Below are 19576 nucleotides of genomic sequence, written 5' to 3' on the forward strand. Positions count from 1 at the left end.
GCCGGCCCAGTCATTCGACCAGGTTCGGCGGTACGATCCCGTAGCGTTTCATCTTGCGATAAAGGGTCGAGCGGGAAATACCCGCCGCCTCGGCCGCCGAACTGATATTCCACCGCTCGTTACGCAGAACACCCAGCAGATGCCTGGCTTCGGCATCCCCGACCTGGTCGCCAAGGCGCAGCCCCAGGGCAGGCGTTACCCGCGCAACTGGCCGGGTGAGCAGCTCTTCTGGTAAGCAATCGCACTCGATTAGCCCATCCTCGGCCAAAGCCAGCGCATAGCGTAGGGTATTGAGCAACTGGCGTACGTTACCCGGCCACGCATACCCCTCAAGACACTGCCGAGCTTCGTCACTGAGACGACCCCTGGCGCCTCCCGGCAAGCGCGCCAACACCCGTTCGATCAACTGCCCACGATCGCTGCGTTCGCGCAGCGCCGGCAAGCACACGCGCATCCCGCACAAGCGATAGTACAGATCCTCGCGAAAACGCTTCTCGTCAATCATTGCGCTGAGGTCCTGGTGCGTTGCAGACACCACCTGGATATCCAAGGCAACAGCCGTCTCGGCGCCCAACGGCTGCAATTCACGCTCGGCCAGCACCCGCAGCAGGCGGGTCTGCAAGTGGGCGGGCATGTCGCCAATCTCATCGAGGAACAACGTGCCGCCATTGGCCAGTTCCAGTTTGCCCTTCATGCCTTTGCGATTGGCGCCGGTGAAGCTGCCGCTGCGATAGCCAAACAGCTCGCTCTCGATCAACGATTCGGGGATCGCCGCGCAGTTGAGGGCGACGAAAGGCCCGGCATGACGCTGACTGGCCTGGTGGATAGCGCGGGCGAAGGCTTCTTTGCCGGTGCCCGTTTCGCCCGTGATGAGGATGCAGATGTCTTTGTCCAGCACCTTGCGCAGACGGCGCACGCCTTGTTGCAGCTGGGCATCGCCACCGGCCAGTTGTTCAAGGTCCGGGTGGCTTGGCACTGCAGCGGGCCGACTGGGTTTTGCCTGCTGGCCGTAGCCTGCCGGCACCCGCAGGCCCACTTCGATGATGTGCTCACTGTTCGGCGCGCGCAGCTGGGTGCCGCGTGCGCCACCGCGAGTGAGATCCAGCAGCTCATCGATGGTGGCCGGCAACAGCTGCTCGATGCGCTGGCCGAGCAACTGGCCGGGCTGGGCGAGAAACGCTGCGCGATTGGCGCCGATCACCCGGCCGCCTTCGTCCAGCGCGAGCAACTGCTCGTTGGCAAGATCAGTAATGTCGTCATGCGCTTTGAGCGCCAGGGTCAGGCGATCGCGGTAGCACTGGCGAAAATGGGTGTTTTCGATCAGCCGCGCATACAGCATCACCAGGTGCAGGGTCAGGTGCTGGGCTTGCTTGGGGCCTTCGTTGTGCAGGCAGGTGGCGTTCAGGCAGCCGAGCAACTGGTTCTGCGCATCGAAAATCGGTGAGACCGAGCAACTGAGCCGGGCATTGGCCGCCAGAAAGTGCTCTTGGCGGTGGATGGTCAGTGCCTGCTCCGAGGCCAACGCAGTGCCAATGCCGTTGGTGCCAGCGATCGACTCGTCCCAGCGTGCCCCGACGATCAACCCGGCGCGGGTATAGCGTTGCGGGTCCTGGGGCAGGCGGGCGTCGAGGGTGATGCCATCGGCATCGCTGAGCAGTACCGCGAAACCGGCGTCGACCACGCGCCGGGCCAGGCCGTTGACACCTTGCCCGGCGATGCTCAGGTAAGCCTGGTGCTGGGCTTGGTGCTGGCGGATCTCGGCGGCGCTGAGGATATTGTCGACATGGCGCAGGCTAGGGTCGAGGCGGTGCTGGTTGATACTGCGGTACCAGGACTCGGCTATCAGCGCCTCGGGCGCCAGGCCGCGTTCGGCGAAATGGCAGTCGATAAAGGCGGCCAGTTCACTGGCGCGGGTATCAGCGGTGTGCGCGGGCATGGGCGCTTCCCGTATTGTCGTTGTCTGGGGCCGCTTCGAATGGCGGATTAGAGGGAAACCATAGCTGGTTGTGGCCAAGGGTGCACGGGCGCAGTGGGCGTGTGGGTAGTTACTCCGCGACAACAATCGTGTGGGAGAGGGCTTGCCTCGCGATGGCGCCAGTACAGGCAACCTCAACCCTCCGGCCAAGCGTCGATCAACGCCCGCGCATCTTTGCTTGATAGTGGCCGCTTCATGCGCTGTGACAAGACCGCCATCGCCTGCCCGTAGCCCTTGGCGATCACAGCCTCGACCTGGTCATCGATACACTGCAAGGCAATGAAATCGCCTTGCTCCGGCTCGCCGACATACTCGATCCGGTTCCAGTTGCGGCCATGCCCGAGCACTTCATAGGTTCGCCCATGCTGATAGGTCCAGAAGAACGGCACGTCGTCATAGCGGCTACGCTCGCCAAGCATATTGGCCGCAGCGATCACTCCGTGCTGCTGGGCCAGGCGCCAGTGTTCGATGCGCACTGGCTGGCCGGCGAGGGGGAAGGTGGCGATGTCGCCGGCGGCCCATAGGCCCTCTGCCGCCAGCATGCTCGCGTCTACCCGCATAGAATGGTCGTCAGCCAGCTGCACACCTTGGATGAACGCGGTGGCCGGTTTCACCCCGGTGCCTAGCAGCACCAACGAGGTCGGCAAGCGTTCGCCATTGGCCAGCAGCACGGCTTCGACCTTGTCGCTGCCCTCGATGCGTTCAACCTCGGTCGGGCCATGGAAGATTACGCCCTTGCGTTGGTGCAGCTCGCGGATGCTGCGCCCAATCCGCTCGCCCAGTTGCTTGGCCAATGGCACGTGGTGACGGCTCACCACATGCACTTGCATCCCATATTTGCGCAGGGCCGAGGCCGCTTCCAGGCCAATGAAACCGTCACCGACGATCACCACGGGTTGGCCTGGCTCGGCACTGTCCAGCAGGTGCGCGGCATCGTCGCGCGAGCGCAACACGCACACACCGCTCAATTGCACCCCAGCGATATCGGGCCGCAGCGGTTTGCCGCCGGTGGCCAGCAGCGCGTGGTCATAGTTGATGCGCTGGCCGTCGGCGAGGAGCACCTGGCGTTTGCCGGTATCGAGCAGACGCACCTTGCCGTGCACACGTTGCAGATGGCCTTGGCGCAGATCATCCGCCTCCAGCAAGGCTGGAACTTCATCAGGCGACATTTCGCCGGCAATGACGAATTTGCTCAGCGAGGTTCGATCGTAGGCGGGGTGGCGCTCTTGATCGATCCACACCAGGCAGCCGCCAAAACCGTGGCCGAGCAGGGTGGCAACGGCCGCGCAGCCCGCAGCGCCTGCACCGATGACCACAAAGCAACGCGCATCACTGTGTCGCGGGGGTTGGGTTTCAGGTAGCGGCTGGTCGTCGACCCAGACCTCACCGCCTTTGACCTGGGTGGGGTAACGGCGTAGGTCGCACAGGGCGGGGGGCTCGCAGACGGCGCCTTCATCCACCGCGAAGGCGGCCTTGTGCCAGGGGCAGATCAGCAGCCCGCCGTACACCGTGCCTTCTTCCAGCGGTGCGCCGGCATGGGGGCAGTTGGCCTGGTAGGCGTGTACCTGGTCACCCTGGCGGAGCAGGATCACCTCTTCACTGCCGAACTGTACGCGCAAGGGACGCTGTTGTTCGAGCTGTTCTAGGCGGGCCACGGCGTGCTGGGTCATGAGCGTTCTCCAAGGACCTTGTAGGTCATTGGACGCCTTTGCCGGGAGGAGGGTGCAGCGAACTGACGATTGGACGGGGGCAGGGGCTAAACCGGCAAGTGTGCGGGCAAGTCGTTAGCGACTTGCTCGCAAACCGCTTTAGTTGGCGCGAGCGGCCTTCAGCGCACCGCTACGGGTAACGCGCAACGCCACCAGGCTGCCGACCACGATCAAGCCGGCCAGCGAGTACAGCGCTGCATCGGTGGAACCGGTCTGGTCCTTGATGAAGCCCACCAGGTACGGGCTGAGAAAGCCCGCCATCTGCCCCACCGAGTTGATGATCGCCAGCCCCGCGACGGCAGCCCCGGCGCTGAGCAGCGCGGTAGGCATCGGCCAGAACATCGGCAGGCCAGTCAGCGCGCCCATGGTGGCAATCGACAGGCCAAGGATGGCGATGGTCGGGTTGGCGGCGAAGTTCACCGCGATCAGCAGGCCGATGGCGCCCATCAGCATCGGCACCACCAAGTGCCAGCGACGCTCGTTGCGCAGGTCAGCCGAGCGGCCCACGATGATCATGAACACGCCCGCCAGCAGGTACGGAATGGCGCTCAGCCAGCCAATCAGCAGTGGGTTGTCGAAGCCCATGTTCTTGATGATTGATGGCAGCCAGAAGTTGATCGCGTAGACCCCGCTCTGGATGCAGAAATAGACGAAACCGAAGGTCCAGATCAGCGGATTGGTCAACACCGACAGCACGCTATCGCCACTGGTGGCCGGCTTGCTGGCAGCATCGGCCTTGAGGTCGGCTTCGATCAGTTGACGCTCGGCCGGGCTCAGCCAGGCGGCTTTGTGGTAGCCATCGCTGAGCAGCTTGATCGCCAGGATCCCCAGCACCACGGTCGGCAGCCCCTGGATCAGGAACATCCATTGCCAGCCGGCCAGGCCATGTTGGCCGGCAGCGAAGTGTTCCAGGATCCAGCCGGAGAACGGCCCGCCAAGCAGGCCGGAAACCGGAATCGCCGACATGAACAGGGCCATGATCCGCCCACGCCGATCGGCCGGGAACCAGCGCGAGAGGTACAGCACCACGCCTGGGAAGAAGCCAGCTTCGGCAGCGCCGGTGAGCAGGCGCAGGGCATAGAACTCGGTGGGGGTGGTGACGAACAGCAGGCAGGTCGAGAGGCTGCCCCAGGCGATCATCATCAACGCGATCCAGCGCCGTGGGCCGAAGCGGTTGAGCGCCAGGTTGCTGGGCAGGCCGCACAGCACGTAGCCGATGAAGAAGATCCCGGCGCCGAGGCCGTAGACGGTTTCGCTGAATTTCAGTGCGTCGAGCATCTGCAGCTTGGCAAAGCCGACGTTGACGCGGTCCAGGTAGTTGAACAGGTAGCAGATGAAAATGAACGGAATCAACCGCAAGGTGATGCGCCGGTATAGCGCATTGCGGCTGATGTCTTGGCCTTGGTCAGGGGCAGGGCTGTGTGCCATGATCGGGTTCTCTGTTGTTATGGTTGTCGCCGCGTCGCCTGTGCCGGCGCTCGCCCTGACGAGTCTCGGGGACCGCGGCGCGGCTGTCTTTGTGCTTTTGCACAGGTCGGTGCGCTGGCTGCTGTGCTGCGGCCCAAATCCTATCACTGCAAGGATCGTTGAATGTTCGAACTGGACCATGACCTGGCGCAGGACATCGTCGATCGGGCGATGGCCATCTTGCCGTGCAACGTCAACGTCATGGACAGCCAGGGCCTGATCCTGGGCAGTGGCGAGCCGGAGCGGATCAATACCCGTCACGAGGGCGCCCAGCTGGTACTGGCCAACGGGCGTATCGTCGAGCTGGACGGTGAAGCCGCCAAGTGCCTCAAGGGCGTACAACCTGGGGTGAACCTGCCATTGATGCTCGATGGCCGCTTGATCGGCGTGCTCGGCCTGACTGGCGATCCGCAGCAACTGCGCACCTTCGGCGAATTGGTGCGCATGACCGCCGAGATGCTGCTTGCCCAGCGCCACCTGCAAGTTGAGCAGCAATGGCGGCGCCAGCGCTGTGATGATCTGCTGGCCTTGCTGCTGGGCAGTAGCGGCGACTCCACGCGGTTGCTGGACGAGGCCCAGCAGTTAGGCCTGAAACCACAACTGGCGCGGGTGCCGTGCCTGTTCGAGTTGCACTCCGGGCCTCCGGCGGAGGCACTGTCGGCCTGGCTGATGAGCCGTTACCCAGACAGCTGGTGCGTCAGCCCCGCACGCGAGTCGTTGCTGTGGTGCCGGCCAGCCGGGTTGGTATTGGACGAACAGCGTTTGCTCGAGCGTTTGCAGCGCCACGGCTGGCAGGTGCAGCGCCTGGCCCTGGGGCAACCGGCGCAGAGCCTGGAGCAGTTGCGCAAAGGCTATCGGCGAGTACGTGACCTGTTGGCCTATGGCCGCGAGGTTTTGCCTGGCGAGCGGCTGCTGAGCCTGGCGCGTTATCGCTTGCCGACCTTGCTCTGGCGCCACCGCAACGATGATGCCTTGGATGAGCTGCTTGAGCCGTTGCAGCGGATTCGCGCCAAGGATGCCAGTGGCCAGTTACTGGCGACCCTGCGCGCCTGGTGCGCGCATGATGGGCAGAGCCAGGCCTGTGCCGAGGCGCTGGGGATTCATCGCAATAGCCTGCGCTACCGCCTGGAGCGCATCGCCGAGCTGAGCGAGGTCGACCCGCAGCGTCTGGAAGGGATGCTGAGCTTGTACTTGGGACTGCAATTGTTACCTGCGCAGTAATAGCTCGGCTGATTATCGTGGGAGCGGGCTTGCCCCGCGATGAGGGCAGCCCAAGCAACCCCAAACACCCGTGCAAAGGCATATGCCCAAACAACCCAGCCAGGCTTTTGTGCATCCGACCGAGGCCCCTGCGCGGCGCAACTGTCAGCATGCGGCTATCTGGATCAGGAGAATCCCCATGAAAGTCGTTATCGCCCCCGATTCGTTCAAGGACAGCCTCGATGCTGCCGGTGTCGCCCGGGCCATTGCCAGCGGCCTGGCCGAGGTCTGGCCGCACGCCGACTACGTTGAATGCCCCATGGCCGACGGCGGCGAAGGCACCATGGAGGCGATCCTGGCCGCAAGCCAGGGCGAACTGCGTCGACAACAGGTTCGTGGCCCACTGGGCGAGAGCGTCGAAGCCGGCTGGGGTTGGCTTGCGCAAAGCCGCACCGCGATCATCGAAATGGCCCAGGCCAGCGGCCTGCAACTGGTCCCGACCGGTCAGCGCGATGCTTGTCGCAGCAGCACCTGGGGCACTGGCGAGCTGATCGCGGCGGCCCTGGCGGCCGGTGCGCGGCGGATCGTCCTGGCCATCGGCGGCAGTGCGACCAACGACGGCGGCAGCGGCATGCTGCGTGCGCTTGGCCTGCGCCTATTGGATGGCAACGGCCAGCCGCTCGCCGAGGGCGGCCTGGCCCTGGCGCAGTTGGCGCGGATCGACGCCAGCGGCCTCGACCCGCGTCTGGCCGAAGTACAGGTCGAGGTCGCGGCAGACGTCGACAATCCGCTGTGCGGGCCTAACGGCGCCTCGGCCATCTTTGGCCCGCAGAAGGGCGCAAGCCCTGCGCAGGTGCAGGCGCTGGACCAGGCCTTGGGCCATTTTGCCGATCACTGTGCGCCACTTTTGGGTGAAGATGTACGTGAGTTCCCAGGGTGTGGCGCAGCCGGCGGCATGGGCTTCGCGGCCAAGGCGTTCATGGGCGCGCGTTTCCGCCCTGGGGTCGAAGTGGTGGCCGAGCTGGCCGGCCTGGATGCGCTGGTCCAGGGGGCTGATCTGGTGATTACCGGTGAAGGCCGGTTCGATGCGCAGACCCTGCGCGGCAAAACCCCGATGGGCGTAGCCCGGGTCGCCAAGCGCCACGGCGTGCCGGTGGTAGTGCTCGCCGGCACCCTGGGCGAGGGCTATCAGCAGCTGTACGCCCACGGTATCGATGCAGCCTTTGCCTTGGCCAGTGGCCCAATGACCTTGGAGCAAGCCTGTGCCAATGCACCTGAGCTGCTGCGGGCACGCGCCAGTGACATCGCCCGGCTGTGGCGCTGCGCCCGCCAAGGCTGAAGATCAGCGCTGGCGTTGTGGTTCGGCATCCGTAGTGGCTGCCGGATCAGGCGCTGCCTGCGCGCTCAGTGCCAGCAGCGCGATCAGCGCCGCGCCAACCCCGGCCAGGGGCAAGTAGGCCAAGCCCAGGTGAATGATCAACCCGCCACCAATGGCGCCACCCACTGCTGTGCCGAGGTTGAACGCGGCGATGCTCAGGCCGGAGGCCACGCCGGTGGCATGGGGTGCGAGGGTTTTAGCCAGGGTGAGCAGACGCAAGGTCGAAAGGGTGACAATGGCAAAGAACAGCGCGCCGAGCACGCCGACCAATACCAGCACCGCCCACGCGCAATGCTTGGCGACGTACAGCAGCGCCAAGCTCGCGGCGAGCAAGCTCAGGGCAGCCATCAGGCAGCGCGTGCTGTCGTAGCGATCGGCGACATAGCCGCCCAGCAGGTTGCCAACGATCGTGCAGGCCCCGAACATCAGCATCGCCAGCCCCAGCAGCTGCACGCTTCCCTTGGTCACCTCCAGCACAAACGGTGACACATAGGTGAAGAATGAGAACACCGCCACGCTGACCAACATGGCAATCCCCGCAGCCGACAGCAGCGCGGTGTGCATGATTGCCGCCAGACTGGCAATCGGCCCACCCTGCGCGGCAGTCTGGGGCGCGCCCTCGCTGGGCATCAGCCGCAGCAGCCCAATCACGCTGAACAAGCCCAGCACACCTAGCACGACAAAAATCACCCGCCATGACCACAAGCTGCCCAGCACGGTGCCAAGCGGCACACCCAGCGCCAACGACAAGGTCAGGCCGATCCACACCACCGACAGCGCGCGGCCGGCGCGCGCCGGCTCGACCAGTTTGACTGCAACGTTGGAGGCAACGGCCATGAACACCCCATGGGCCAGGCCAATCAGGAAGCGCAGCAGGTACAGCGCCAGTAGTTGATCGACTTTAGCCAGCAGCAAGCTGCCCAGGCCGAGCACCGCCAGGGTCAACAGCAATACCGCGCGATCGCGCCAGGTCACCAGCAGCGCGGTGAGAATCGGCGCGCCAATGGCAGCGCCCAAGGCATACGCGGCAATCGCCGAACCTACTGCGGTGATTGGGCTGCCAAGGTCGTCAGCCATGACCGAGACCAGGCCGGCGACGACGAATTCAGACAGGCCGAACACGAAAGTGCACAGCGAAAAAACGTAAATGACGATAGGCATTGGTGTATCAGACTCATCCTTGAGTGAAGGAGAAGGTTAACGGATGTCGGCGTTGCAGGCGAGGCGATCAAGGCTGACCCGCCGCGCCAGCTCCAGGGCTTGCTCACCGTTCAGGCGTGGGTCGACCTTGCTCAGGTAGCACTGGCCGAGGTCGCTCGGCTGCAGATTGGCGGGGCCGCCGAGGCATTCGGTGACCGCCTCGCCAGTCATTTCCAGGTGCAGGCCGCCGAGGATCGAGCCGTGCCGGGCATGCACCCGGAAGGCCATGGCGATTTCCGCGAGGATGTCGTCGAAGGCGCGGGTCTTGGTGGCGCAGGGCAGGGTGCGGGTGTTGCCGTGCATGGGGTCGCACAGCCACAACACCTTGGCATCGGCGCGCTTTAGCGCATCGATCAGCGCACCGAGACGCTCGCCCAGTAACAGCGCGCCCATGCGGTGGATCAGGGTCAATCGGCCTGGCTGATTGCCCGGGTTGAGGCGCTCGACCAACTGCAGCAGGTCACTGGCCGTGGTGTCGGCACCGACCTTGACCGCCAGCGGGTTGTCCACCCCACGCAGGTACTCCACATGGGCGCCGTCGGGCTGGGCGGTGCGCAGGCCGATCCAGGGCAGGTGAGTGGACTGGTTGAGCCAGCGGCCATCGGCCTGTTGGCGGGTCAGGCTTTGCTCATATTCGAGCAGCAGGGCCTCATGGGAGATGAACAGGCTTCGCTCGGCCAGGTTGTCGCTGTGCATGATGGCCTGGATCGCCCGGGCATGCTCCAGGGTACTGGCGGAGTGGGCGTAGGCCTGTAGCAAGCGGGCAGGATCAGCCCGGCGTGCCTGCGGGCAGAACTCGGCTTGGTTGACGATATCGCCGCGATAGACCGGCAAGCTCAGGCCAGCATGGGTCTCGATATCACTGGAGCGCGGTTTGGCATATTGCCCAGCCAAGCGGCCGATCTTGATCAGCGGCCGTTGCAGGCCGGGCATCAGCGCCTGGCTCATGTGTTCCATCAGCACCAGCAGGCGCTTGAGCGCAGCGGGGTCGGTGTCGGCAAAGGCCTCGGCGCAGTGGCCGCCTTGCAGGACGAAGGCGCGGCCTTGTTGCGCCTGAGCCAAGCGGGTTTTGAGCAAATCGATTGATTGCGCACTGACCAGCGGGGTGGCTTGGCGCAGGTGGGTAGCGGCCTGGCGCAAGCCCTGGGCATCGGCATAGTGGGGTTGCTGGGCGGCGATGCGTTCGCGCCAAGAATCGGGTGTCCAGGCCGTCTGGCCGTCCAGCATCTGGGCGCATGTGCTCAACATGATGTGTCTCCCTGAATGATCGTCGCTCAATCTGCAAGTGCTGCAGGTGGCGGCGATAGTGCGCAGTGACGACACAGCTTGGGAAATACAATAAACGTCTTTATCTGATACTCGGCTAACACCCCCGTGGCGTCGGCGGATGGTTATTTTCTGGCCTCGCTTCCTACACTAAATCCTTGTATTTCAAGGGCAACTAATACTTCGCGACTCTCACCGCAGGGTCGAAAATAGTATTTTACTCAGCGCAGGCACTCGCCAATTCTCGTCGCGACTTATTCGAGAGGGGCGGGTCGATGTTAGTTCACACGGATCATGATTACGCTGTCGTTAAGGACGCCGAACGCGAACTTCGCCAGCAACTCGGGCGCATGCCCGAACAGGCTTTTTATACCGGCAAGTTGCACGCGGCCTGGGAGCGTGCTCGAGCCAGCACCTTCTACAGGGATTTGCCAGCCTTCAGCCTGGCAGCCTTTGACCAGCTGCAACCGACCGCCAAGGCCAGCCTCAAGGCACGGCCGCTGGACTTTTGCACCGTAGGGCTTGGCGATGCTGCCAAGTATTACGCCACCACCGGCACTACAGGTGAGCCGACACCCACCCCGCGCCTGAAACAGGACATCATCTGGAACGCCATCAGCGTTGCCAGTCACTGGCGCTCGCTGTTACCGGCCGGGGCACGGGTGGCCAACCTGATGCCCTCGGACATCGTCCCGGTCGGTGACTTGATCGCCAATGTCTGCGAATACCTGGATGTCTGCCATGTGCGGCTGTACCCGTTCACCACCGGCATCACCGACTGGGAACGGGTGTGCAAGACCTTCGCCACCTACCAGCCCACGGTATTGTTCATAGCCCCAGGCGTACTGGTGCAGCTGACCCGGTACCTGAAGCAGCGCGACATGCTCGACGGCTTCGCCCAGTCGGTGCGGACGATCATGCTGTTGGGCGAGGTCAACACCCAGCCGTTTCGCCAGCGCCTGGCGCGTTGGTGGCAGTGCCAGGTGTTCGACGCAAGCTACGGCAGCACCGAGACCGGCACCTTGGCGGCGGTGGGCGACGATCAGGTGATGCGCCTGGCCACTGCGACCAACTACTTCGAACTGCTGCTGGCCGATGGCCGCGTGGTCGCGCCAGCCCAAGGCCTGACTGGGCGTTTGCTGGTCACGCCGCTCAATCTCTACGCCCGGCCGCTCCTGCGCCTGGACACCGGCGACAGTGTCACCATCACCGGTGGCTGTGAGCCGGGGCAGATCAGCCCGACCCTGCTGATCAATGGCCGCGACAATGACAGTGTCACGGTCAGCGGTGTCGGCCTGGAAATTCGGGCCGTGGAAGAGGTGGTGTACGGCAGCTGCGACGCGACCGGCTACATGATCGAAGTCGACCGTGACAGCGACACCGCGGCACTGATCCTGGAGCGTGATGTACTTTGGGACAATGACCAGGAGACTGCCTTGCAGCAGCACCTGCAAGCCCAGTCCGAAGCGCGGATGCGCCTGCGCTGGAGCCGCATCCTGTTCGTCAACAATCTCTCGGCCCTGAGCAAGAGCGGCGCCTCGCAGAAAAGCTGGAAGAAAACCAACCTGCGCTTTGTCGGTGGCCAGCAATGAGCGAGCGTTTGCTGCAACAGCCGCGCTTCCCGCAAGGGCGAGGCCTGGCTAACCATCAACCGGATTTGTGGTGCACCTACGCGGCAATCCGCAGCCTGGCCTGGATCGAGCGGCTGTCCAGCGCGAACGTGGTGCAGCTGCAGGCCTATATCCAGTCTCGGCGCAATCGTGATGGCGGCTATGCCTGGAGCAAAGGCATGCCCTCCGATGCCTGGGCGACATTCTATTGCACCGAAACGCTCAAGGATCTCGCCGCGCCGGTCGATCAGCGCGAGGCTACCGCGCAGTGGATCGATACCCTGTTCGATGGCGACGCCTATGCCATGTGCCCAGGGCAAACCGCAGATGCCTGGGCAACTCACTATGCACTGCGCACCTTGTTGGACGTGTGCAATGGCCAGGTACGCGACGCCGACGCCCTGTACCGCTGGCTCGACGGCTTGCAGTGCGCCAACGGCGGCCTGAGCTGGTCAGCTGATTTCGCCAAGCGTAATGTGGCCGATACCCGCGCCTGCTTCTACGGCGTGATGGCCGCCCGCGCCCTTGCAGGAGCGGGCCTGCGCGCACCGGCCTGGGACCGGCGGCGGCTGATCGGCTGGCTGCAGGCGCAGCAAGTGGACGCAGGTGGCTTTCGCTTCAGCGAGACGGCGCAATCGCCGTGCTTGTGGGCGACCTATCGCGCCACCGCAAGCCTGGTCGAACTCAACGCGCAGCCGCTGGATCAACAGCGCTGCGTGGCCTGGATCGAGGCCCTGCGTGGGCCAGGTGGCGGATTCGTGCGTTGGCAGGGTTACGACGGCGAGGATGTCTGGGCGGTGTTCTGCGCCGTGGGCTCGCTCAAGGCGATGGGCCAACCGGTTGAGCATATGGCCGATGCGCTGGCGTCGTTCATCGCTACCCTGGCCATGCCCCAGGGTGGCTACAGCTACCGTGGAGTGAGCAGCGCCGCCGATGTCTTGAGCACCGCAGCGGGCCTGCTCGGCAATGGCCTTGGCGATGATGATCGTGATGCGGCACTGCGCTGGATCGAAGGCTGCCAGATGCCCAATGAAGCTGGGATCATGTACATGCCCGGGCGTGGCGCCGAGCTGCGCTGCACTGCTTGGGGCCTGGCCGCTGGGGCGTTTGCCGAGCAGCCAAGGGCGCGCCAGGCCATCGGCCAGTGGCTGGCCTCGTTACAGAACCCCGATGGTGGTTTCGGTTTCTGGGAAGGGCGTGGCTCGGATCTGGTCTCCAGCGCCTCGGCGGTGTCGATCCTGCAAGCGCTGAACGACAGTGCCGGGGTGGACCTTCCTAGCCTGGAGCGCTTCGTGCGCAGCTGCCGCCGCGAGGAGGGCGGTGTAATTGCCTATTCAGCCTATCCCCGAGGCCAGTCGTCCTTGCGCGCGGGGTTACAGGCATTGAGCTGCCTGGCCTATCTGGGCCTGGACGTGAAGGCCGAGGCCGCGACGCTGATCGCCGCGCACAAAGTACGCCAGGGTGGCTTTGCCAATCTGGGCCAGCGCATCCCTGATTTGCTCAGCACCTATCAGGCGCTGGCGTTGGCGCTCGCCCTTGAGTTGCCGATCGATATCCCGCACCTGGGCTTTTTCCTCGACAAGGTCGGCGCTGGGCAGGGCTTTGCCTGGTCGCCGTTGTACCTGGAGGGCCAGGACGCACTGTCTGCCTGTCTGGGCGAGCTATTGCTGGCGTTGGTCAACGGCGCACGTACGCAGCTACCCAACCTCCACCTCTCCTAAGGACCGGCCCATGCCCACCATTACTGTCGCCTGCGCGCCGTTGGCGCTGATCGAGCGTAAGCGCATCGCCCTGGGCTTTACCCGGGTGCTCAAGGGGCTCGGCGCCGACCCTGCGCACTGCATGGTGTTCTTCGCCCCGTTGCCGCTGGACTGCGTGTTCAGCGCCGGCATGCCGCTGCCCAGCGTCGATCGCCATGGCAAGCCTGCGCAATTTCACCTGCGCATCACCTGCTCTGAAGAGCGCGACGCGCTCGCCCAGCAGGTGCTGGCCGACGGCTTGTATGCCGGGCTACGCGCCACTTACAGCGGCGCATTCATTTATTTGCAATTCGACCCCATCGCGCCTGCACAGGTGTTCTACAGCGCAGGTTCGGCGCTGATCAACGCAGGCTCACCACAAGGAAGCACAGGCTCGTGAATACCCCCTCTATTGAACAGCGCATTCGTCACACGCTTGAGCAACTGCTCGGTGCCGAGGTCGCCAGCCTCGATCGCCACGCCAGTTTTCGCGATTTCATCGGCGAGCGCTTCGATAGCCTGATGGCAGTTGAAGTGATCACCGCGATCGAGCAGTGCTTTGAGATCGAAGTGGACTACCTCAGCGACGACGTGCGCTTCTGGTTCGAGACTCTGGACAAGATGCAGCGCTTCGTCGCGCAAAAGCTCGAGGATCAACTGACTTTGCAGGCCAGCGTGTGAGCCAGCACCAGCTGTTTCAAACCTCAGGCTCCACTGGGGCGCCGCGGCAATGGTTGCGCAGCCATGCGCAGATGGCCTGCGAGGCGCGCTTGATCTACCAGCGCTGGGCGGCGGATGTCGGCGAGATTATCGCGTTCGCTCCCGCGAGCCACAGCTACGGCAAGATCCTCGGCGAGTTCGGCGCAAGCGTGAGCGGTGCGCCGGTGCAGTTTTGCTCGCTGGAACAGCAACAACTGCCAACGCTCGATGGCACAGGACATTGCGTGATCCTGGCGATCGCCAGCACTTGGCGCCTGCTGCCGGGGCTGCTGGAAAGGTTAGTGGGCAAGCGCCAGGTGCTGGTCCTGCACAGCGCCTCATTGTTGCCACCGGATGCCTTGGCCATCGTGCAGCGCTTTGCCGGGCCGAAGGTGCGCTTCATCGAGCTGCTAGGTTCGACCGAAACCGGTGCCATGGCGTTTCGGCAGCTCGATGTGCAGAGCACGGCCGATCAGCCCTGGACCTTGCTCGACGATGTCGAACTGCTGACCCCGGCAGGGCAACCGGCGCCGCTCGAAGTGGCCAGCCCGCGCATCGCCTGTGAGCAAGGCCAGGCCACCGCTGCCAGCCACCGCTGCGACGATCTGATTCAGCCACTGGATGCCAGGCGCTTCCAGTGGCTCGGCCGGGTCAGCAGCCTGATCAAGGTCAACGGCCTGCGCGTCGATCTGGCAAGACTGGGCAGTGAGCTGAGTAGTCATCTCGGCTGTCCGGCGTTGGCCTGCGTGCCGCTGCGCGACGCCCTGCGCGCCGAGGCTTATGAACTGTTGTTTTGCTCCAGTTCGCTGACCGAGCGCGAAGTACTGGGTGCTTTTACCGAACTGCTGCCTGCCACCCCACGCCCGCTCGCGGTGCGGCGGGTCGCGCATCTGCCGCTGTCTGCAACCGGCAAGCCGCAACCCTGGGCGGCTGCCTCTACTGTCAAGGAATACACCGATGTCACACGTTAGAACCGAAGATGCCATTGCCGCTTACCTGGCCGACTGCGGCGCCGATCCAGCGCATGGCCGGCAGCCGCCGCAGTACCTGGCGCTGAGCCTGCGCGAACGCCACGCACGCCTGGAGGCCAACCCGGCTCTGGCCGCTGAGTGGGCTGAGCAGTACGAGCAGTGGTCCGTGCATGCCGATCACCATTATCGCTGTCTGGTCAGTAGCCGAGCGGTCGCAGCGCCGTGGTATCGCCTAGGCGTCAAGGACACGGTCGACATCGCCGGCCTGCCGACCCGCCTGGGCCTGCGCAGCTACCGCCATTACCCGGCGCGCAGCGCCGAGGCGCTAACCTGGCTGGACCCGCGTGTGGCGCTGACCTGCAAGGTCACCACCACTGAGCTGAACATTGCCTTTGGCGGCGGTTGTCGCAACCCGCGTTTCCCCACGATCGACCCTTCAGGCTCCAGCACGGGCTCGGCGGTGTCGGTGGCAGCCGGGCTGTGTGATATCTCGTTGGGCACCGACGTGCTTGGCTCGGTACGTTGGCCTGCGTCGCACAACGGCATGGTCGGCCTGCGCATGACGCAAAAGGCCCAGAGCCTGGCCGGGGTATTCCCGCTGTCGCCCCGCATGGATGCCTTGGGCTGGGTGACGCGCACCGCTGACGACCTGGACTTCCTGTTTCCCTTGCTGGGCATCGAAGGCCTGCTCGGCGAGCAGCAACCCCTCAAACAGCAATACCGGGTCGGCTTTCTCAGCCATGTGCACGAGCCGGGCCTGACCAGCGCGCAGATGCTGGCCATGCTCGACAAGACCCGCCATGCCATGACTGAGCTGGGCATGCGCCAAAGCGAGGTGCAGATGCCTGAGCTGTGGGCCTGCCGTGGCGACGCCTGGCAGCTGTGCGCACGCGATGCCTGGCTGGCTTCGGCAGCCTGGCAGCAGGCCTTCGACTGTGAGCTGCACTGGTCGACGCAAAGCGCCCTGGCCGTAGGCGCCGGGGTGAGCGACAGCGAATACCAGCGTATTCACCAGCGCATGGACCAGATTCGTGGCGGGGTTGACGCCTGGTTCGACGCCGCCCAGGTCGACTTCGTGGTGTTCCCGATGGACCCCAACCGGCCATTCGACCTGCGTCATCCGCAACCCGGCGACTCGACCATCCCGTCGCCAGCAGACGCCGACTACGCGCAGAAAATCAGTTTTACCCCGCTGGCCAGCTTCAGCGGTCTGCCGGCGATCACCGTGCCGATCAGCCAGAGCACGGATGGCAAGGCGGCGCTGGCGGTGCAGATCATGGGCCGACGCGACAGTGAACGGCAGTTGCTGGATATCGCCAAGCGCTTGCAAGCGCTGGTCGGCCTGGTGCCGGCAGACACCCAGGCTCAGTAGGAGAGGCGCACATGTGTGGAATTACAGGGTGGGTGGACTTCACCCGCGACCTTGAACAACAACAGCCCATCATCGCCGCCATGACCGACACCTTGGCCCTGCGCGGCCCGGATGCCCATGGCAGCTGGCGCCACCGCCACGCGCTGCTCGGTCACCGGCGGCTGGCGATCATCGACCTGGCCGGTGGCGTGCAGCCGATGACTTATCGGTTCGCCGACGGCCAGCAAGTGGCGCTGGTGTACACCGGCGAAGTCTACAACCACAACCCGCTGCGCGAACGCTTGCAGGCGCTGGGGCACCAGTTCCAGACCCGCAGCGATACCGAAGTGGTGCTACACGCTTATCTGCAGTGGGGCGAGGCCTGCTGCGAGCACCTCTCGGGGATGTTCGCCTTCGCCGTGTTCGACACCCGTGACGGGCATTTGCTGCTGGTGCGCGACCGCCTCGGGGTCAAGCCGCTGTATTACGCGCAGCAGGGGCGAGGGCTGCTGTTTGGCTCGGAAATCAAGGCCATCCTGGCCCACCCGGAGTTCGCCAAAGCGCTGGATGTGGTCGGCCTGGTGGATGGCCTGAGCCTGTCACGCGCTACAGCGCGCACGGCGTTTCGCGGCATCAGCGAGCTGCCGCCCGGGCATCGTTTGTCCTGGCGTCCGCAAGGCCAGGTCAAGGTCAGTCGCTATTGGCAACTGAGCCGGCGCGAGCATGAGGATGACCTCGACAGCACAGTGCAGCGCACCCGCGAGCTGCTCGGCAAGGCGCTGGGCGAGCAGCTCTATGCTGACGTGCCGGTATGCTCGCTGCTGTCCGGCGGGCTGGATTCGAGCATTCTCACCGCCATGGCCCAGGGCAAGCTGCAGGCCGAGCATGGCGCGACGGTCAATTCGTTCTCGGTGGATTTTGTCGGCCAGGCCGAGCAGTTCCAGGCCGATAGCTTTCGCCCCGAGCGGGATGAGCCCTATGCGCTGGCCGCGGCCCAGTTCATTAGCAGCCAGCACCAGACCATCTTGATCGACAACCGCGAGCTGGTCGCAGGGCCCGCGCGCGAGGCGGTGTACCGGGCCAACGATTCGGCCAATACCTTCGGTGACGTCGATACCTCGCTGTACCTGCTGTTCAAGGCAATTCGCGGGCATTCCACGGTGGCGATCTCCGGTGAAGCGGCCGATGAGGTGTTTGGCGGCTACGCCTGGTTCCGCGATCCGCAGGCGATTGCCGCGCCGCGCTTGCCTTGGCTGTCGCGTATGCAGCTGCTGCAAGCCGACCTGATCAACCCTGAGTTCAATCGCTTGTGCGATTTTGCCGGGTATCAGGACAGCGCCTATCACCAGGCGTTGGACCGGGTCGAGCATCTGGCCGGCGACAGCCCGCAAGAGCGACGGATGCGTGAGATCAGCCACCTGCACCTGCATCACTGGTTGCCGATCCTGCTCGATCGCAAGGACCGTTTGAGCATGGCCGCAAGCCTTGAGGTGCGGGTGCCGTATACCGACCACGAACTGGTGGAGTACGTCTATAACGTGCCCTGGTCGATCAAGGGCAAGGATGGCCAGGAGAAGTGGCTGCTCAAGCAGGCCTGTGCCGACTTGCTGCCCGCTGCGGTGCTGGAGCGCAAGAAAAGCCCTTACCCGACCTCAGCCAACCTGGCGTATGAGCTGTTCTTGCGTGATCGCATCCGGCTGCTGCTGAGCGATTCACACAGCCCGGTGTTCCAGGTCATCGACCGCGCCCAGCTGGCGGCGCAGCTCAAGCAGGCGCAGGGGTACTTCAACTCGCAGCTACGCCGCAACAACCTGGAAACGGCCTTGGCGCTGGATGCCTGGATGCGCCTGCATGGGCTAGCGGTGTAGTTCGCGGCGCACGATCTCTTCCTGGGTAGCGAGGTCCAGCAGGGTATCGCTGAAGCGCTTCGGCGCGCCCAGGTCGAGCATCGAGATGAAGCTGCCCAGGGCAGGGGAGGCGTTCTGGCTGTTCCAGTTCATGTACAGGCCCATGCTCGGGTTGGGCTGTTCATTGACCGCCTTGATCGGGCGGAACAGCACCCGGTCGCGCAGGGTCGAGTGGGCGATCGACTCCGGCACCAGCGCCACCCCGAAGCCACACGCGACGAGGCCAATCAGGGTATGGATCTGGCCAGCTTCCTGCACCACCTTGGGATAGAAACCGGCCGCTTCGCACAGGGCCATCAGCTGGCTGAAGTAACCATTGCCCAATACCTGCGGGGTGAAAACGAAATCTTCCTCAGCAAAATCACGCAGATCGACCGTCGACTGGCGGGCTTTTTCATGATGGGCCGGCAAGGCCATCACGATCTGCTCGTTAAGGATCAAGCGCGATTCGATCAGGTCAGGCGGCATCGGCAGCTTGCGCATGAAGGCGATGTCCGCTTCGCCGGCCATCAGCGCCGTGGCCTGGGAGGCCGAGGGCATTTCGCGGATGGTCAGGCGCACGTTGGGGTAGGTTTCGCGAAAGCGCCGCAGGGTATTGAGCAGTGATTCGTAGTAAGCGATGGAAATGGCCGTGATGGTCAGCTTGCCGCAGATGCCTTCGGAGACATTGCGCGCATACTCGATGCCTTCTTCGAGCTCCTTGAGGGTGCGATAAGCGGTTTCCAGGAAGGCCATCCCAGCCGCTGTGAGCTTGACCCCGCGCTTGTTGCGCAGGAACAGGCTGAAGCCAAGCTTCTCCTCGAGTCGGTTGATCGCTTGGCTCAGGGGCGGTTGCGCCATGTGCAGGCGAATGGCTGCCTTGTGAAAGTGCAGCTCCTCGGCCACGGCGATGAACTGCCTGAGCAAACGTGTCTCGATCATTCTACGTTCCTTCATCGAGTCGAACTGGTGCCAGGTCGGCGACAGGCGCCGGCCATTCCTGCAAGCGCGCCATCATAGAGTGTGACTTGGCCATGCAGAAGCCTCTAGACGAGGGCTTTTCCTATCTAATTGCACAGGTATAAATGCCTGCTTCATTCGATTGGCAATCTTCGGTGATATCCA

The 19576-nt window shown here is 64.3% G+C and carries 15 protein-coding genes; 9 read left to right on the plus strand and 6 right to left on the minus strand.

Annotation, left to right across the window (positions count from 1 at the left end; genetic code table 11):
- Positions 1–10: 10 nt before the first annotated feature.
- From ACF8K2_RS19115 to ACF8K2_RS19125, 3 genes are all read right to left on the minus strand, one after another.
- Entirely contained in the window at positions 11–1936 is a 1926-nt protein-coding gene (locus tag ACF8K2_RS19115; RefSeq protein WP_392466946.1) for a sigma-54-dependent Fis family transcriptional regulator, read from the minus strand.
- A 173-nt stretch (positions 1937–2109) separates the two neighbouring features.
- Positions 2110–3645 carry an FAD-dependent oxidoreductase gene (locus ACF8K2_RS19120; protein WP_392466949.1) on the minus strand — a complete coding sequence of 512 codons (1536 nt, stop codon included), beginning with the start codon at positions 3643–3645 and terminating at the stop codon, positions 2110–2112.
- Between the two features lie 138 nt (positions 3646–3783).
- Entirely contained in the window at positions 3784–5112 is a 1329-nt protein-coding gene (locus ACF8K2_RS19125) for an MFS transporter (RefSeq protein ID WP_392466952.1), read from the minus strand.
- Between the two features lie 162 nt (positions 5113–5274).
- Here ACF8K2_RS19125 and ACF8K2_RS19130 point away from each other — a divergent pair, with 162 nt between their 5' ends.
- Together ACF8K2_RS19130 and ACF8K2_RS19135 are read left to right on the plus strand one after the other, a co-directional pair.
- On the plus strand, positions 5275–6372 hold the full coding sequence (locus ACF8K2_RS19130; protein WP_186554395.1) for a sugar diacid recognition domain-containing protein: 1098 nt from the start codon (positions 5275–5277) through the stop codon (positions 6370–6372).
- A gap of 178 nt (positions 6373–6550) precedes the next feature.
- On the plus strand, positions 6551–7690 hold the full coding sequence (locus ACF8K2_RS19135; RefSeq protein ID WP_392466955.1) for a glycerate kinase: 1140 nt from the start codon (positions 6551–6553) through the stop codon (positions 7688–7690).
- Between the two features lie 3 nt (positions 7691–7693).
- On the opposite strand, the gene ACF8K2_RS19140 is transcribed toward ACF8K2_RS19135, so the two are convergent.
- Complete coding sequence (locus tag ACF8K2_RS19140) at positions 7694–8890, minus strand: MFS transporter (protein WP_392466958.1); 1197 nt, start codon at positions 8888–8890, stop codon at positions 7694–7696.
- Positions 8891–8926: 36 nt separating this feature from the next.
- The gene (locus ACF8K2_RS19145; RefSeq protein ID WP_392466961.1) at positions 8927–10177 is read right to left on the minus strand and encodes a 3-deoxy-7-phosphoheptulonate synthase; all 1251 of its coding nucleotides are present in this window, start codon (positions 10175–10177) and stop codon (positions 8927–8929) included.
- Between the two features lie 293 nt (positions 10178–10470).
- Between ACF8K2_RS19145 and ACF8K2_RS19150 the strand changes: the two genes are divergently transcribed.
- From ACF8K2_RS19150 to asnB, 7 genes are read left to right on the plus strand one after another with little or no spacing between them, the layout of a single operon-like run.
- The gene (locus ACF8K2_RS19150) at positions 10471–11787 is read left to right on the plus strand and encodes an AMP-binding protein (RefSeq protein WP_392466963.1); all 1317 of its coding nucleotides are present in this window, start codon (positions 10471–10473) and stop codon (positions 11785–11787) included.
- Positions 11784–13526: a prenyltransferase/squalene oxidase repeat-containing protein gene (locus ACF8K2_RS19155; protein WP_392466965.1), complete on the plus strand. Its 1743-nt coding sequence runs from the start codon at positions 11784–11786 to the stop codon at positions 13524–13526. The genes ACF8K2_RS19150 and ACF8K2_RS19155 overlap by 4 nt, the downstream gene beginning before the upstream one ends.
- Before the next feature lie 10 nt (positions 13527–13536).
- The gene (locus ACF8K2_RS19160) at positions 13537–13944 is read left to right on the plus strand and encodes a hypothetical protein (RefSeq protein WP_392466967.1); all 408 of its coding nucleotides are present in this window, start codon (positions 13537–13539) and stop codon (positions 13942–13944) included.
- The gene (locus ACF8K2_RS19165; RefSeq protein ID WP_264232728.1) at positions 13941–14225 is read left to right on the plus strand and encodes an acyl carrier protein; all 285 of its coding nucleotides are present in this window, start codon (positions 13941–13943) and stop codon (positions 14223–14225) included. The genes ACF8K2_RS19160 and ACF8K2_RS19165 overlap by 4 nt, the downstream gene beginning before the upstream one ends.
- The gene (locus tag ACF8K2_RS19170; RefSeq protein WP_392466969.1) at positions 14222–15214 is read left to right on the plus strand and encodes an AMP-binding protein; all 993 of its coding nucleotides are present in this window, start codon (positions 14222–14224) and stop codon (positions 15212–15214) included. The genes ACF8K2_RS19165 and ACF8K2_RS19170 overlap by 4 nt, the downstream gene beginning before the upstream one ends.
- A complete protein-coding gene (locus ACF8K2_RS19175; RefSeq protein ID WP_392466973.1) occupies positions 15201–16586 on the plus strand; it encodes an amidase family protein in 1386 nt (461 codons plus the stop codon). Before ACF8K2_RS19170 ends, ACF8K2_RS19175 begins: the two co-directional genes overlap by 14 nt.
- Before the next feature lie 11 nt (positions 16587–16597).
- Entirely contained in the window at positions 16598–18433 is a 1836-nt protein-coding gene (asnB, locus tag ACF8K2_RS19180; protein WP_392466975.1) for an asparagine synthase (glutamine-hydrolyzing), read from the plus strand.
- Here asnB and ACF8K2_RS19185 read toward each other — a convergent pair.
- A complete protein-coding gene (locus ACF8K2_RS19185) occupies positions 18422–19393 on the minus strand; it encodes a LysR family transcriptional regulator (protein ID WP_392466978.1) in 972 nt (323 codons plus the stop codon). The two genes, asnB and ACF8K2_RS19185, sit on opposite strands and share 12 nt — an antisense overlap.
- Between the last annotated feature and the right edge of the window lie 183 nt (positions 19394–19576).

This window comes from Pseudomonas sp. xss_2 (assembly GCF_043104195.1).
Taxonomy (GTDB): Bacteria; Pseudomonadota; Gammaproteobacteria; order Pseudomonadales; family Pseudomonadaceae; genus Aquipseudomonas; species Aquipseudomonas urmiensis.